Source organism: Chlorobaculum sp. 24CR, assembly GCF_004118635.1.
Taxonomy (GTDB): Bacteria; Bacteroidota; Chlorobiia; order Chlorobiales; family Chlorobiaceae; genus Chlorobaculum.
In genome coordinates this window covers 1-15,149 of record NZ_SDGU01000110.1, presented here as the reverse complement: position 1 = coordinate 15,149, position 15,149 = coordinate 1, and the positions used below count along the sequence as shown (strand labels likewise).

Genomic DNA, 15,149 nt, shown 5'->3' with positions numbered 1-15,149 from the left:
GCCCACCATGCAAACCGTCCTGCAAATTTTGACTATCGTGCTCTCGGGAGCTGCTGCCGCCTCGATTGTTTTTGCGCTGTACAATGCAGGGATAGATAGCGTCTTCAAAAAACGCCTGACCCAGGTCGTTCGGCAGGGCGGGCTCGTTGCCGACTCCCCCTTGTCCAAAACGACCGCCCCCACCAGAGTAGCCTCCATCATCAACATTCTCTCCAAGCTTTCACTCCCGGAAGAGGGGTGGCAAAGCTCCGGCGTTCAGTTGAAATTTTTGCAGGCAGGTATTCGCCACAAAAAAACGCCGATTTACTACTTTGCCGTCAAAACCATGCTCACGATCGTTCTGCCTGGGCTGCTGGCTATATTTCTGTATTTCACCCGCCCGGACATCTCCTTTACTCTTGCCATGTTCATGGTGCTGTTCACGGCGGTTGCAGGCTACTACCTTCCTGAATTATTGCTGCGCGTCATCACCCAAAAACGTGTTGAACGTATGCGCGACAGCCTCTCTGACATGATGGACCTCATTGTCGTCTGCACCGAGGCCGGCATGAGCGTCGATGCCGCCATTACCCGCATATCGCGCGAAATGGCCCAAACCGACCCCGAATTGGCCCAGGAGTTTTACCTCGCCTCACTCGAAATGCGCGCCGGAGCCACCCGCATCGACGCTTTACGAAACCTGGCGCTTCGCTCACGCCTCGAAGAGATGGACGATCTCGTTTCCGTGCTCGTACAGGCAGACAGATTTGGCTCCAGTCTGGCCGAGGCGTTGCGTGTGCATTCAGATATGATGCGCTCTCGCCGCAGCCAGCGAGCCGAAGAGATTGCCGCCAAAATCCCCGTCAAAGTGGCGTTGCCTCTCGTTTTGTTCATCTTTCCGACGCTTTTCCTCGTGATGCTGGGACCGGCAATCATTCAGACGCTTGAAATCTTCAGCAATCAGCCCAAACCATGAGCATTGACACCCTGTCGAGCGCCCTGTGGACACGCTGCCCATGGTGGCTGTCCGGCGCGCTTGTTGGCTTGTGGCTGGCGCCTCTCGGCCGCATCATTGCGCGCAGGGTGTTACAGCGCGCCCAGGCACCTCTGCATGAATGGCAGGGACCCGGCGGCGGACTCGGACAGCCCGCTCCGCTCTCCCGGCAACTCTGGGTGCCGACGCTCAACGCCGTGTTGTGGGCCTGCGCGGCAAGCGCCGCGAGCCAGCCGACACGCTGGGGTTCGCTGCTCTGGGCCTTTCTGGCCAGTACGCTGGTGCTGCTCGCCCTCATGGACTGGGACAGTACGCTCCTTCCGGATATGATCGTTCTGCCACTGGCGCTGGCAGGTCTTTTCGGCAGCCATGCCGGGCTTACCGGGCAAAGCCTCTTGGTCAGCGCGTTATCCGCCGCCGTGGTGCTGGGTCTGCTGGGCGGGCTTGCCTGGGTGTTCCGGCGCATCAGGGGCGTGAGCGGCATCGGCGGCGGCGACATCAAACTCCTCGTTGCGCTGGCCGCCTGGTTTGGCGTTGACGGCGTACTCTACATCGTGTTTTGGGCAAGTCTGATTACCGTGATCTGGAATCTGGCGTGGCGGCACTTCAAAGGATTCCGTCCGCAAGCCGAATGGCCATTCGGCCCCTCGATTGTGATTGCCGCGCTGGCATGGAGTTTGTTCCGCCCGGCTTGACGCCGCCGCACTCTGCAAGCCTTCGCGAGGTAACGATTCGCCATGCGCCAAAAGGCATGGCGATGATCGATGCGGAACGCGGTTGTTATGCTCTGCGTCAATTATGAGGCACGGATTCAATAAAGCGTCAGTAATCCAGGCTCGGAGGACGATGGAATGAGTGCTCTTTGATCTCCTCGCGCCATCGTTCTTCACGCAGCTTCCGGACGGCAATCAAGCGCATCAATGCTGTTCAATACCGCATAATCTGCCTTTCCCCACCGCAAGCCCCCTCCTGGTACGCGCCAAAATCCTGACGATCCATGACGCAAAGCTCAGAAACCGCCTTTCCGTAACGCTCGATGCTCTCATTGTCAAGCACATGATCGGTGATGGCGATCACATCGGATTCCGTCTCGCCGTAGAGATCGACAGCCTCGTCAATCGAGCAATTGCCGTCGCTCTACGCTGTATGGCAATAAAGCCACGCGCATGGGCATTCCGGTAAAATTGAGAGCTGAGCGACAGCGCAGCGGGAAATTCGATGCCGAACTGCCTCACCCTGCACAAGAGCACCGCCCGCCCCTCGACCGTCGAAATCGGCGCTAATGTGCTGGTTGCCCCCGACGAAGAGGAAATTCTCAACCGCGCCTCGCTCATCCTCTCCGGCAAGCAGTCGGAAAAAACCCTGATTCCCGAAAACTGGGACGGCGCGGCAGCAAAGCGCATAGCCGAGGTGCTCGAACGGGGAGGGTGAGGGAGGAGCGGCGCGGGCTGGGCCATCGAGTCGTAGGGCAGCGTATCGCCTGGAAGTTGTCCCCTAAGCAGTATCGCTTAGGGGCTGCTTGTTTGCGTTACAAGCGCAGGCGCATCTACTCCGGTAACATTCCGATCGCCGCTGCCACGCCATTGCCAAACCCCGTATTTTTCCCTCACTCCTGAACCGACCAGCAGTACCCTGTATCAGCCGAGATCGCGTAACAGCTTTCCGGCATTTATTCTGCTGTCTTGCCTGCTTCCGAAAAGTATTGGTAGTCAGTGTTCCGCGCTGTCCTGCTCTGTCACTCTGCAATAAGGGCAAATTGCCTTGTCAGAAATATTTATCCTTTTACTCGTCGCCACAGAAGATTCGATTTACAAAGCATTTAGCGAACCAGAGGGTCGCCTTTTTACATAAACGCATCTGTTTATTGTAAATATTATTTATTTGATGATGGTGATTTATTATATGTTTTATATTTGTGCCTTGGTGTTGCTTTGAACGGCTCGTAAATGTTGCCTTGTAAGAAAATATCAGAATTAATGGCATTGAGATAAAAATATTTTTTTCAAAATTAATCATGAAGATAATTTCTTCTGAATCCGAGCTGGCAATGAATGATTATGAAAAAATAACGCAGAGAATAATCATTGTTGATGATGATTGTTCGATCAGAGATTCTATTGCGAAATATTTGAATCTAAAAGGCTGGGGTGTTACGATAGCCGGCTCGGCGATAGATTTTTATAAAAATATCGACCAAAAAAGATTCTCTATTGCAATTATTAACCCAAGTCTGCCCGATCAAAATGGGTTCGTGCTTGTCAGATATTTGTATTCCAACACGAAAGTCAGAATAATTATTTTATGCGAAGCTTTATCGACTGAAAGCAAAATAGATGGTTACCGTTGCGGAGCAGATCATGTTTTAGGAAAGCCATTAAATTATCAAGAGTTAGGAGCGATTGTCTCCAATTTGATGCGAAGAGTTGAGGCGAGCAACACTTGTGACGGCAGAAACAATTTTAGTGTTTTGTCAGAAAGTAAATGGAAGCTTATTCCTGATGAATGGTTTCTGGTTACGCCATCGGGAAAAACATTACGTTTGACGGCAAAAGAGTATGCCTTTATCAGTTGTCTTGCCAGCCAGCCGAAAAGTATTGTTTCAAGAACGTGTCTTATGCAAAATCTCGGCTATATGCAGAACGAATGTGGACATCGCTCTTTGGAGTCGCTGGTGTACAGGCTTCGCAAGAAGATATCGCCAACACTCGATACACCGATCAAAACGGCGAACGGTTCTGGATATACCTTTACTTCGGTATTGGAGCTGGATGGATGACATTGATCGCAGTCATCCGGGTAAATAATGCGATCATAAAAAAACAAAACATAGGAGGTTATTATGGCTGAAGTACCAAACTTTTCAGTTAGCGGATTTGAACACACAGCCTCAAATCCAAAGACACTTCAAAGCGCCCATGCCCAAATGCCAAGACTGCATGCGCTTAATTTGTCAGCGTGCGTTGGCGCGCGCTATGATTCGGCCACGAACAAAATCTGTTTTACAGTCCCGATTTATGGTGATGCCTGTATTACAGCACCGATGTCTATTCCTTTAGATGCCGGATTAAAAGCATGTATTCAGACATGCGGCGCGCTGATTCCGACAGGCGTCAAGGTCACTATTTATCTTAACGATAATGCAGTGTGGAACGGGGTTGTATTTGGTAGTTGCTAATCTTGTTAATCAAGATTTTTTGTGAGTTTTTTTTCTGCGATAATCCTTGCTGCTGTATCTGGTATTGAAAGTCAGATACGCATAAAGACCTTGCGTGAAAGGTTTGTGATAAATTGTTTTTTCTTATCCACTCTTTCATGCCAATGTATATCAAGTAAGGAGGTTGGTATTGATAAGATAAGGGCTGTCTTATCAGGAAGGAATAAAATATAATTTCAGCTCAAAATAAAAAGAAGGAGGTTGAGATGGCAAAAGCTGGATCAATATTGGTGAAAAACACCGGTTGGTTTGTGGCTCATTTTTCTGTTCAGTATATGCAGCAGGAAAAAGAGCTTACTGTGAATTCTGGGAATATTACGGCAGGGCTGTCAAAAGCGCTTTATATTCCACCGGATGCTACAAATATATTCGTGAAGATTCAGGAGGAATATTTTATAGCTTCTTGGTCAACGGTCGGTGTATTTAATTTTGATCAACCTGTTGTCAAATGTTATGAAGTCTACGGGACAACCTTATCTGCAAAGGTGAAAGAAGTTGCTTGTCCTGGAAGTTGATTTCTTTTTTCTGAGCGTCCAATCAAGGTCATTGATTAGGCGCTCAGAAAAAATTAAAAAAAATAAAACAGGAGAGAGATATGCCAAACGGACATGCCGCATGTTGGTTAGTTGCCAATGGTGAGGATAATAATAAATATTACACCCGCTGCGACCCATATACTGATGCGTGTGAAACAGCATTCAAAGCGAGGGTTAGACGTCAAGCTGGAGGCTGCCGAAACGTTCACCGTGAATATGTGCAACCTGTCAACGCAATCCTGATTTGATTGGGCTATATATAGTTCAGAATTTTCAGGCTGGGTGCATTAATCATGAATCGAGCTATTCAGTATCGAATAGCTCGGCGTATCCTGGCCATCGGATTATGAGCCTTTTTTCCGAGAACTCCGCTACAAAACACCTTTCATCTCCCGCTTCCTCCCCCCCCAAACGCCGCCAGCACCACAAACTCAATCCCACCCCGCATCGCCTGCGTCGCCGAATGATAGTGCCCACTCAAAACTGCGCGTACATTCGGATAGCGCGACAAGATCGCGACGACCTCTTCGTGGTTCCACAGCAAGCCGTGTTTTTCGTCGGTGGTTTCTTCGAGTAACGGAAGGTGGCTGAGGATGATGACCGGTTCTTCGTTTTTCAGGGCGAGGTCGAGTTCCGTCACGAGCCATTCGAGTTGGTGAGCGCCGATGGCTCCGCAGTAGAAGGGGGCTTTGACGGTGTCGCGGTAGTATTCGAGCAGGTGGCGGTCGGCTTCGTTTTGGGGTTCGTTGATGGCTGAAACGTCCATGCCGTCGAGCACGATGAAGCGAGTGCCGCGCTGGGCGAAGGTGTAGTAGAGGCTGTCGAGGCCCATGATTGCTTTGTATCGCTCCGGCGGCACAGCGAGGCAGTGGTTGCCTGCGACGTGATAGACCTTGCCGCCGAAGCGGGCGAGCATGTCGCGTACGGCGATGAGGTCGGCCTCGGCTTCGGGGCCTTCGCGGCTGATGAGGTCGCCGAGCTGGATGACGAACTCCGCACCCTCGCGTGTCCACTTCTCGATGCACCGTTCGAGACCGGCTTGCGTCTCGTTGCCGGTCTCGCTTTCGGGGTTGTAGTGAATGTCGGTGACGATGCCGAAGCGGAGCGTTTTGTGCGTGGTCTCGCTCATGCTCTTTCCGATCAGTCGCCGAATTCGGAGAGGTAGCGTTTGATGTATTCGTCGAGGTCGCCGTCGAGCACGTTTTCTACGTCAAAGCGTTCGTAGTTGGTGCGGTGATCCTTGATGCGCCGGTCGTCGAGCACGTAACTGCGAATCTGGCTTCCCCATTCGATCTTCTTCTTCTTGCCCTCGATCTCGCGCTTCTGCGCCTCCTCCTCTTCGCGCTTGCGCTGGTAGAGCTGGGCCATGAGCATCTTCATGGCGCGTTCCCGGTTCTGGAACTGCGAGCGCTCCTCCTGGCAGCCAACCACGATGCCCGACGGGATGTGCTTGATGCGCACGGCGGTTTCGACCTTGTTGACGTTCTGCCCGCCCTTGCCGCCGCTGCGGAAGGTGGAGAGTTCGAGGTCCTCCTTGCGCACTTCGATCTCGACATCCGGCGGCGCTTCAGGATAGGTGAAGACGCTGGCAAAGGAGGTGTGGCGGCGGGCGTTCGAGTCGTAGGGCGAGACCCTGACGAGCCGGTGAACGCCGTTTTCGGCCTTGAGGTAGCCGTAAGCGTAAGGGCCGATAATTTCGAGCGTTGCGGTTTTGATGCCCGCGCCTTCGCCCTCCTGGTAGTCGTCGGTAAAGACCTTGAACCCCTTGCGTTCGGCCCACCGCATGTACATGCGGTAGAGCATCTCGGCCCAGTCCTGCGCCTCGGTGCCGCCCGCGCCCGCGTGGATGATAATCATGGCGTTGCCTGCGTCGTCCTTGCCGGAGAGCATTTTGCGAAACTCCATCTTGCCAAGCTCCTCCTCGATGCGGTCAAGCGTGGCGTCGAGGTCGGAAACGAGCGATTCGTCGCCAAGTTCGATAGCGATCTCGATCTCCTCCTTCGCATTGCGGGCGACGGCGCTGAACTCGTCGAACTCATCGATCCACGACTTGTGCTCTTTCAGCTCCTGAATCAGGGCGTTGGCCGTTTTCTGGTCGTTCCAGAAGTCGGGCGCCGCCGAAATCTTCTCCAGGTCGCTTATTTTTTCCTTTCGTTCATCAATGTTAAAGATACCCCCGTAACTGGTTCAGGCGGTGCTCGATCTGGTGCAGGCGATCTTTTTCGGCGTCAAACATATCAGTATGGGTAAATTTTTATGGTAAAACGATGCTCAATAGAATCATTTTTTTCAATCAAAACAAACCGAGCGGGTTCCGAAGTTTACGTTGAGGCAAATTAAGCTCCATCGCGGCGGTGGAAAGAATTCGACATTTCATATTTTGCAGGTTCATGCGACCGGCTTTTCCGCTTTTTGCGTGAAGCCTTGCCGTTCCAGTTCTGCTAATGAAGAGCGCGTCCCGAATTACGGCGCACTCTGAAGTTCTCATCACTACAGCTTATGAAGTCAGAGTTTGTCCTGCCAGCCCCGATTCGTCCAGATCGCCCCTTCGATGGCCGTCGGCGCGTCGTGATCGACCGGGTTTTTCCTGAAATCGACGGTGGCCGCTTTCCCGTCAAGAGAGCCGAGGGCGACCGGATGACGGTCGAGGCCGATATTTTCACCGATGGCGCCGATACCATCGTTGCCGAACTGCTCTGGCGCAGGAAGGGCGACGCGGAGTGGAGCGCCTCGCCGATGACGCACCTCGGCAACGACCGCTGGTCGGCGGCGTTCGAGGTCGGCGCGCCGGGAGTGTATGAATATACCGTCCGGGCGTGGATCGATCATTTCGAGACCTGGCGCAAGGGGTTGCGCAAAAAGCTCGACGCGGGCCAGGATGTGTCGCTCGACCTGCGCATCGGCGCGACGCTCGTCGAGCTTGGCGCGGCTCGCGCGGCGGACGAGGATGCCGGGACGCTGCATCACTACGTCGGCCTGCTCACGGTCGGCGCGAGCGAGGCGGCTCTCGAAGCAGCGCTCGGCGAAGGGCTTGCGGCAGCCATGCGGCGCGCCCCCGAAAAAGCGATGGCGACGCTGTACGACAAAATCCTGCTGCTCCAGATCGACCAGAAAAAGGCCGGGTTCAGCACTTGGTACGAACTCTTTCCCCGCTCGTGGTCGGAGGAGCCGGGCAAGCACGGCACCTTTCGCGACTGCATGAAGCTTCTGCCGCGCATCGCTCTGATGGGCTTCGACGTGCTCTACCTGCCGCCGATCCACCCCATTGGCATCACCAAGCGCAAGGGCAAAAACAACGCTCTGGTGGCCGGGCCGGATGATCCGGGAAGCTGCTGGGCGATTGGCAGCGCTGACGGTGGTCACACTTCGGTGCATCCCGAACTCGGCACGATGGAGGAGTTCGAGGCGTTCGTGCGGGAGGCCGATGCGCAGGGCATTTCGGTAGCGCTCGACATCGCCTTCCAGTGCTCGCCCGACCATCCGTGGGTTCGGGAGCATCCGCAGTGGTTCCGCTGGCGTCCGGACGGCACGGTGCAGTTCGCCGAGAATCCGCCCAAGCGCTACGAGGACATTCTGCCCATCGACTTCGAGTCGGCGGACTGGCAGAATCTCTGGATCGCGCTCCGCGACGTGTTTTTCTTCTGGATCGATAAAGGCGTGAAGATTTTTCGAGTCGATAATCCGCACACCAAGGGCTTCGCCTTTTGGGAGTGGGTGCTCGGCTCGATCCGTGAAAAACATCCCGACACAATGTTCCTGGCCGAGGCGTTCACCCGCCCCAAGCTGATGGCGCGGCTGGCCAAGGGGGGCTACACCCATTCTTATACCTACTTCACCTGGCGTAATACGAAGCGCGAGCTTCAGGAGTACCTGACCGAGCTGACCCAGACCGAGCTGCGGGAGTACATGCGCCCGAACTTCTGGCCCAACACGCCCGATATTCTGCACGAGGAGTTGCAGGGCGGCAGCCGACCGCGCTTCATCATCCGCATGGTGCTGGCCGCCACGCTCTCGTCGAACTACGGCATGTACGGCCCGGCCTACGAGCTGTGCGAAAATACGCCATTTCCCGGCAAGGAGGAGTACATCGATTCGGAGAAGTACGAAATCAGGCAGTGGGATCTCGACCGCCCCGGCAACATTCGCGCCGAAATCACCACGGTCAACCGCATCCGGAAGGAGAATCCGGCGCTCCAGCAGACCAGCGACATCACCTTCGTGACGATCGACGTTTCGCAGGGCCAGGAGCAGGAGCAGCTCATGGGTTACGTCAAGTGCTCGCCCGACGGCTCGAACGTCATCCTCACGGTGGTGACGCTCGACGACCGGAACACGCGCGGCGGCTGGCTGCGCTTCCCGCTCGAAAAGTTCGGGCTGCCGCACACCGAGCGCTTCACGGTCGAAGACCTGCTGTCGGGGCGCACCTACGAGTGGAACGGCGAGTGGAACTACATCGAGCTGAATCCGCACCAGATGCCGGCGCACATTTTCAGGCTCAATCTGCCATCATGAACGTCGGGGAGTCCAGATCGAAATCGGGATCGATGTCGATGCCTTGCGTAGGGGCAAGCCCCCGCGCTTGCCCTCGGCGAGAAAAAGAAATTGGGCTAATGCCTTGATTTATTTTTTGTTACCTCGTTCTCCCCGGCTTGAAAGCCGGGGCAACATGAATTATAAGAGGGATGAATGTCCGTCGGGCTAAACCCCTCCTGAATATGGGAAAGCCGGTGTCTTCGAGTCATCCGCATTTCCCGTCTTGTCGGAGTTTTCATCACTTATTTAGACCACACTTGGACCTTGCCTTTCTGAAATAACCTAACGCACCTTTTTCACCACCAATGCCAACACGTAAAGCTGTAAAAAGCTATCAGCCAGAGCCGCTCTGGTACAAGGACGCCATCATCTACGAACTGCATGTCAAGACTTTCTGCGACAGCAACAACGACGGAATCGGCGATTTCCGGGGGCTGAAAAGCCGTCTCGGCTACCTCGAAAGCCTCGGAGTAACGGCCATCTGGATTCTGCCGTTTTATCCTTCGCCGCTACGCGATGACGGCTACGATATTGCCGATTACACGTCGGTCAATCCGGACTACGGCACGCTCGACGATTTTCGCGACTTCCTCGAAGAGGCGCACCAGAGGGGCATCCAGGTAATCACCGAGCTGGTGGTCAACCACACCTCCGACCAGCACGAGTGGTTCAAAAAGGCGAGAAAAGCCCCGAAGGGTTCGCCCGAACGCGACTTTTACGTCTGGAACGACGACGATGAAAAATATGGCGAGACTCGCATCATCTTCCAGGATTTCGAGACCTCGAACTGGACCTGGGATGAGGTGGCCGGGCAGTACTACTGGCACCGCTTTTTCCATCACCAGCCCGACCTGAACTTCGAGAACCCCGCCGTGCACCAGGCGCTGTTCGACGTGCTCGACTTCTGGCTCGGCATGGGCGTGGATGGCCTGCGACTCGACGCCGTGCCTTACCTCTATGAGGCGGAGGGCACCAACTGCGAAAACCTGCCGCAAACCTTCGACTTCCTGAGGAAGCTGCGGACCTACGTTGACGAGCACTACCCCAACCGGATGCTCCTGGCCGAAGCCAACCAGTGGCCGGAGGATTCGGCGGCCTATCTCGGCAAGGGGGACATGTGCCACATGAACTTCCACTTTCCGCTCATGCCGCGCATGTACATGGCCGTGGCCACCGAAGACCGGTTCCCGATCATCGACATTCTCGACCAGACGCCGGAAATTCCCGACGCCTGCCAGTGGGCCTCGTTCCTGCGCAACCACGACGAACTGACCCTTGAAATGGTGACCGACGAGGAGCGCGACTACATGCGCCGCATCTATGCGCACGACCAGCGGGCGCGCATCAACCTCGGCATCCGCCGCCGCCTCGCGCCCTTGATGTCCAACGACCGCCGCCGCATCGAGTTGATGAACATCATGCTGCTCTCCCTGCCCGGTACGCCGGTGCTCTACTACGGCGACGAGATCGGCATGGGCGACAACTACTACCTCGGCGACCGCGACGGCGTACGCACGCCGATGCAGTGGAACGCCGACCGTAACGCCGGTTTTTCACGCGCCAACCCGCAGCGCCTGCTGCTTCCGGTGATTATCGATCCGGAGTACCACTACGAAGCGGTCAACGTCGAGGTGCAGGAGTCGAACTCCAACTCGCTGCTCTGGTGGATGCGCCACACCATCGCCACCGCCCGCCGCTTCAAGGCCTTCAGCCGCGGCACGATCGAGTTTCTCAACGCCAGCAACCCCAAGGTGCTGATGTTCATCCGCTCATACGAGGAGGAGACCATTCTCACGGTCATCAACCTCTCGCGCAATGCGCAGGCGGTCAGCGTCGATCTTTCCGCTTACGAAGGGTGCGTACCCGAAGAGGTGTTCAGCATGAACCGCTTCCCGAGGGTGCACCACGCGCCCTACATGGTCGCGCTCGGCCCATACGGCTATTTCTGGCTGCGGTTGATCCAGGAGGAGGCTCCGGCAGGCCGGTGCGCCCTGGTCGAACAGGTCGCCTTGCGCGCCGGAAGCTGGCAGGAGCTGTTCGCGGGCCGCAATCTCGACCGGCTCGAAACCGCCATTCTGCCGCCTTATTACAAGAGCATCCGCTGGTTCGGCGGCAAAGCCCGGAACATCATCCGTATCAGGGTGCTCGACACCGTGCCGGTTTCCGGAATGGAGAACGCCGCGTTCGCCATCACCGAAGTGCACTACCCAAGCGGCGAGAACGACCGCTACCAGCTTCCCCTGACCTTCACGCCGCTCCAGCAGGGCGACCTTGCCGACGACACGTTCCGTCGGCACGCCATCGCGCGCATCGAACTCGATGGCGCGGAGGGCTTCCTGATCGACGCATCGCTCGATGCCGCGTTCCGTTCGAGGCTGCTTGAGCTGATCCTGCGCAAAGAGAGCTGGCCGGGCGCTGCCGGAAAGATCGCCGCCGAGGCGGGCAAGATGCTCGACGCCTGTTACCGGAATCATGCCGGAGAGGAGCCGCCCGCTTCGCACCTGATGGGGCTGGAGCAGAGCAACACCTCCATCCGCTACGGCGAAGAGCTCTGCCTGAAGCTCTACCGGAAGATCGACACCGGCATGGCCCCGGAGGTCGAGATTTCCCGCATGTTGACCGATCAGACGCACTTCCGGAACACGCCGCTCTATCTCGGATCGTTCGATTACGCAAAGAGTTACCGTGATCGCTACTCGCTCGGCATCTTGCAGAATTTCGTGCCGAACGAGTCCGACGGCTGGCAACTGAGCCTCGACCACGTACAACGCTACTTCGAGGAGGTGCTCTCGCACCGGGCGCAGGGGCACCTGCCGCCCGCGCTGCCGCCACGCTCGGAGATGACCGGCCAGATGCCGGAAATCATGCACGAGCTGGTCAGCGAATTTTACCTCCACATGGTCGGCAAACTCGCCGAGCGCACGGCGGAAATGCACAGCGCCCTCGCTTCGGTCGATACCGATCCGGCATTCTCGCCCGAACCCTTCACCACGCTCTACCAGCGCTCCATCTACCAGGCGATGACCGACCAGGTCAAGCGCAGCATGATCTTTTTGCGCGAATCCATGAAGTCCGTGCCGAAGGAGTCCCGCCCGCTCGCCCATGAACTACTCGGCATGGAGCGGGAGATTCTCCGGCAGTTCGACCCCATCCGCAAGGAGAAGATCGACACGGTCAAAATCAGGATTCACGGCGACTACCACCTCGGCCAGGTGCTCTACACCGGCAACGACTTCGTGATCCTCGATTTCGAGGGGGAACCGGCCCGTTCGCTCTCGGAGCGCAAAATCAAGCGCTCGGTCTATCGCGACCTTGCCGGAATGCTGCGCTCGTTCGACTACGCGGCATTCAACGTGCTGATACAGAACCAGTGCATCCGGCCCGAAGACCGCAAGGCGCTCGAACCGTGGGCTGAACTCTGGAGCTACCATGTGGGTCAGCACTTCATCGAAGTTTACACGCAAAACACCGAAGGCGCAGAGCTGATTCCCGGAGAGGCCCGCCAGCGCGAACTGCTGTTGCGCAGCTACCTGATGAACAAGGCGATCTACGAGCTGATCTACGAGCTGAACAACCGACCCGAGTGGCTGCCGATTCCGATGAACGGCATTCTCCGCCTCATCAGAAACTGACGAACCCGCACGCCGTCGCCGGTCTCGCGCTCGCAAACGCGAGACCGGCTTTTTTTACCCCGTGATTCCATGAACGAATACCATATCGACACAACGGTCAGCGGACGCTCTCTCGTCGAATTGCCGGATGGCGGCGGGCCGTTTCCGCTGCTCGCCGGATTCCACGGCTACGGCCAGAGTGCCGAAGACGAGCTTGCGATGCTCCGGCAGATTCCCGGCTCCGAGCGGTGGGTTCGCCTCTCCATCGAAGCGCTGCACCCCTTCATCAACGCCAAAGGTCAGCCCGGCGCGAGCTGGATGACCCGCCGCGACCGCGAACGGCGCATCGCCGAAAACGTCCGCTACGTCGATGCGGTCATCGGGCGCGTGACGGCGGAGGTGCCGTCCGGTGGCCGCCTGGTGCTGCACGGCTTTTCGCAAGGAGCGGGCATGGCCTGCCGGGCCGCCCTGCTCGGACGCCACCCGGTCAGCGCCGTCATGCTCCTCGGCGGCGACATCCCGCCCGAACCTGGCGACCTCGCCCGGTTTCGCGCCGCGCATCTGGCGCGAGGCGAGAACGACCAGCTCTATCGCAAGAAGCAGCTCGACCTGGATGTTCTCCGTTTGCAAGAGGTTGGTCTCGAACCGGCGGTTTGCGAGTACGCAGGAGGACACGGGCCGACCGGCGAGTATTTCGCGGATGCGGGGAGGTTTCTGGAATTATTGTTCTGATAAATAGTATTTCGACATGAAGGTCGTTTACAAGATCACCTACCCAAACGGCAAAATTTATGTTGGCAAGGATCTGACCGGTAGTCTCAACTATTTTGGGAGTGCCGACAGCCGACTGATCGAGAAAGACTTCAGTCTTGAAGAACGGCGAGATTTCACGATAAGAAAAGAGATTCTCTGGGAGTCTGAATCCGCGTCGGACAAGGAGGTTAACCGGATGGAGGTGGAAATGATAATGAAATTCCGCTCCAATGACCCTGCCCTTGGTTATAACAGGTGGCCAAAATTCAGGGGTTAGCACCCCTTTTTCGCCTCGTTCCACAGCTCGTCCAGCTCGTCGGCGGAGAACTCCTGCCAGCTCCGGCCTGACGACAGCACCGACTCCTCGACCTTGCGGAAGCGATCCATGAACTTGTTGGTCGCCTTGCGCAGGGCGTCTTCGGGGTTCGTGTCGATGAAGCGGCTGTAGTTGACAATGGTGAAGAGCAGGTCGCCGAACTCCTCCTCGCGCTCCTCTTTGCTTGCCGCATTGCGCAGTTCACCGATCTCCTCCGTGAGCTTGTCGAGCACCCCCTCGTCGCTTGGCCAGTCGAAGCCCACGCCCGCCACCTTCTTCTGCACCCGGTAGGCCCGCAGCAGCTCCGACATCGCCTTCGGCACCCCGTCGAGCAGGCTCGTGCGCCCCTCCTTCATCTTGAGGTTCTCCCAGTTGCCCAGCACCTCCTCTTCGGTATCGGCCTTCACGTCGCCAAACACGTGCGGGTGGCGGCTGATGAGCTTGTGGCACAGCGCCTCGAATACGTCGATGAAGGTGAACTTCCCGGCCTCGTCGGCCAAGAGCGCCTGGAAGCAGACGTGCAGCAAGAGGTCGCCCAGCTCTTTCTTCAGCTCGGAATCGTCACCGGCGTCGATGGCGTGCACCAGCTCGTAGCTCTCTTCGAGCAACAGGTGCGCCAGCGACTCCGGCGTCTGCTTGCGATCCCACGGGCACTCCGAGCGCAGCACCTTCACAAGATTCACCACCCGCTCGAAATGTTCGGCAGGCGTGACGGCGTTGTGGTTGAGGACGGATTCTTTGAGGGCGTCGATGGATTGCTGATTTTTCATGATGACGGGGGATAGTTGCGATGCGCCGAAAGTTACTCTTTCGTGTGCAGAATTCTTACTATTGAAATGGGTAACGAATCAGCGCATGGTGTGCTCAAGAGAAAAACGCCAGTGATTTGTCATCGCGAGCCTCCTGTATCAGGATCGATACCGCACACGGACAATGAACATGATTTTCTTCGGCAAAATCTGTCGTTCATAACTGTAGGGACGGCTCTTGTGGCCGTCCTCTTACGAAAGAGCAACGATGGTAAATAAAGGATCCTCGAAGCAGAGCTTCGAGGTATTTAGAAGAGTTGGAGCTGCTGTGAATGCAACTTTTTATACTCAATTTCTCGACCTTGGAGTCTGTACATACTTTGTTATCGTATTTTCATCACCATGACGACCAACCGTATTCACATAAAAACCCTTTGACCAAAACTCACCTCCCCATAGCTTCT

15 protein-coding genes are annotated in these 15,149 nt (G+C 56.3%); 11 read left to right on the top strand and 4 right to left on the bottom strand.

Annotated features, from left to right (window positions below):
- The first annotated feature begins 7 nt into the window (after nucleotides 1-7).
- From EST62_RS13025 to EST62_RS12995, 7 genes are all read left to right on the top strand, one after another.
- Nucleotides 8-955 (top strand): type II secretion system F family protein, encoded by a 948-nt coding sequence (locus EST62_RS13025; protein ID WP_129052490.1) that lies wholly within the window; start codon nucleotides 8-10, stop codon nucleotides 953-955.
- Complete coding sequence (locus tag EST62_RS13020; protein WP_129052489.1) at nucleotides 952-1,668, top strand: A24 family peptidase; 717 nt, start codon at nucleotides 952-954, stop codon at nucleotides 1,666-1,668. The genes EST62_RS13025 and EST62_RS13020 overlap by 4 nt, the downstream gene beginning before the upstream one ends.
- A gap of 160 nt (nucleotides 1,669-1,828) precedes the next feature.
- On the top strand, nucleotides 1,829-2,155 hold the full coding sequence (locus EST62_RS14045; RefSeq protein WP_167599366.1) for a hypothetical protein: 327 nt from the start codon (nucleotides 1,829-1,831) through the stop codon (nucleotides 2,153-2,155).
- A gap of 36 nt (nucleotides 2,156-2,191) precedes the next feature.
- A complete protein-coding gene (locus EST62_RS13010; RefSeq protein ID WP_129052488.1) occupies nucleotides 2,192-2,404 on the top strand; it encodes a UDP-N-acetylglucosamine 2-epimerase in 213 nt (70 codons plus the stop codon).
- A gap of 616 nt (nucleotides 2,405-3,020) precedes the next feature.
- Nucleotides 3,021-3,749, top strand: a complete 729-nt coding sequence (locus tag EST62_RS13005) for a response regulator transcription factor (protein WP_167599365.1) — start codon at nucleotides 3,021-3,023, stop codon at nucleotides 3,747-3,749.
- A 63-nt stretch (nucleotides 3,750-3,812) separates the two neighbouring features.
- On the top strand, nucleotides 3,813-4,148 hold the full coding sequence (locus EST62_RS13000) for a hypothetical protein (RefSeq protein ID WP_129052486.1): 336 nt from the start codon (nucleotides 3,813-3,815) through the stop codon (nucleotides 4,146-4,148).
- A 245-nt stretch (nucleotides 4,149-4,393) separates the two neighbouring features.
- The gene (locus tag EST62_RS12995) at nucleotides 4,394-4,702 is read left to right on the top strand and encodes a thiol-activated cytolysin C-terminal domain-containing protein (RefSeq protein ID WP_129052485.1); all 309 of its coding nucleotides are present in this window, start codon (nucleotides 4,394-4,396) and stop codon (nucleotides 4,700-4,702) included.
- Nucleotides 4,703-5,108: 406 nt separating this feature from the next.
- Here EST62_RS12995 and EST62_RS12990 read toward each other — a convergent pair whose 3' ends face one another.
- The gene (locus EST62_RS12990; RefSeq protein ID WP_129052484.1) at nucleotides 5,109-5,852 is read right to left on the bottom strand and encodes a metallophosphoesterase; all 744 of its coding nucleotides are present in this window, start codon (nucleotides 5,850-5,852) and stop codon (nucleotides 5,109-5,111) included.
- A gap of 11 nt (nucleotides 5,853-5,863) precedes the next feature.
- Nucleotides 5,864-6,959 (bottom strand): peptide chain release factor 2 gene (gene prfB, locus EST62_RS12985; RefSeq protein ID WP_209019455.1). Its coding sequence is split into 2 segments (ribosomal slippage): nucleotides 5,864-6,889 and nucleotides 6,891-6,959, totalling 1,095 coding nucleotides; the frame shifts between segments, so codons are not numbered across the junction.
- Nucleotides 6,960-7,222: 263 nt separating this feature from the next.
- On the opposite strand from prfB, the gene EST62_RS12980 reads away from it, so the two are divergent.
- The 4 genes from EST62_RS12980 (at nucleotide 7,223) to EST62_RS12965 (ending at nucleotide 13,897) form a co-directional block, all read left to right on the top strand.
- Nucleotides 7,223-9,235 carry an alpha-1,4-glucan--maltose-1-phosphate maltosyltransferase gene (locus EST62_RS12980; protein WP_129052482.1) on the top strand — a complete coding sequence of 671 codons (2,013 nt, stop codon included), beginning with the start codon at nucleotides 7,223-7,225 and terminating at the stop codon, nucleotides 9,233-9,235.
- A gap of 326 nt (nucleotides 9,236-9,561) precedes the next feature.
- Entirely contained in the window at nucleotides 9,562-12,888 is a 3,327-nt protein-coding gene (gene treS, locus EST62_RS12975; protein ID WP_129052481.1) for a maltose alpha-D-glucosyltransferase, read from the top strand.
- A 69-nt stretch (nucleotides 12,889-12,957) separates the two neighbouring features.
- Nucleotides 12,958-13,599 (top strand): alpha/beta hydrolase, encoded by a 642-nt coding sequence (locus EST62_RS12970; protein ID WP_129052480.1) that lies wholly within the window; start codon nucleotides 12,958-12,960, stop codon nucleotides 13,597-13,599.
- A gap of 16 nt (nucleotides 13,600-13,615) precedes the next feature.
- Nucleotides 13,616-13,897 carry a GIY-YIG nuclease family protein gene (locus tag EST62_RS12965; RefSeq protein WP_129052479.1) on the top strand — a complete coding sequence of 94 codons (282 nt, stop codon included), beginning with the start codon at nucleotides 13,616-13,618 and terminating at the stop codon, nucleotides 13,895-13,897.
- Here EST62_RS12965 and mazG read toward each other — a convergent pair.
- Nucleotides 13,894-14,706 carry a nucleoside triphosphate pyrophosphohydrolase gene (mazG, locus tag EST62_RS12960; RefSeq protein WP_129052478.1) on the bottom strand — a complete coding sequence of 271 codons (813 nt, stop codon included), beginning with the start codon at nucleotides 14,704-14,706 and terminating at the stop codon, nucleotides 13,894-13,896. The genes EST62_RS12965 and mazG overlap by 4 nt on opposite strands.
- Before the next feature lie 327 nt (nucleotides 14,707-15,033).
- Complete coding sequence (locus EST62_RS14040) at nucleotides 15,034-15,108, bottom strand: hypothetical protein (RefSeq protein ID WP_371414703.1); 75 nt, start codon at nucleotides 15,106-15,108, stop codon at nucleotides 15,034-15,036.
- Nucleotides 15,109-15,149 lie beyond the last annotated feature (41 nt).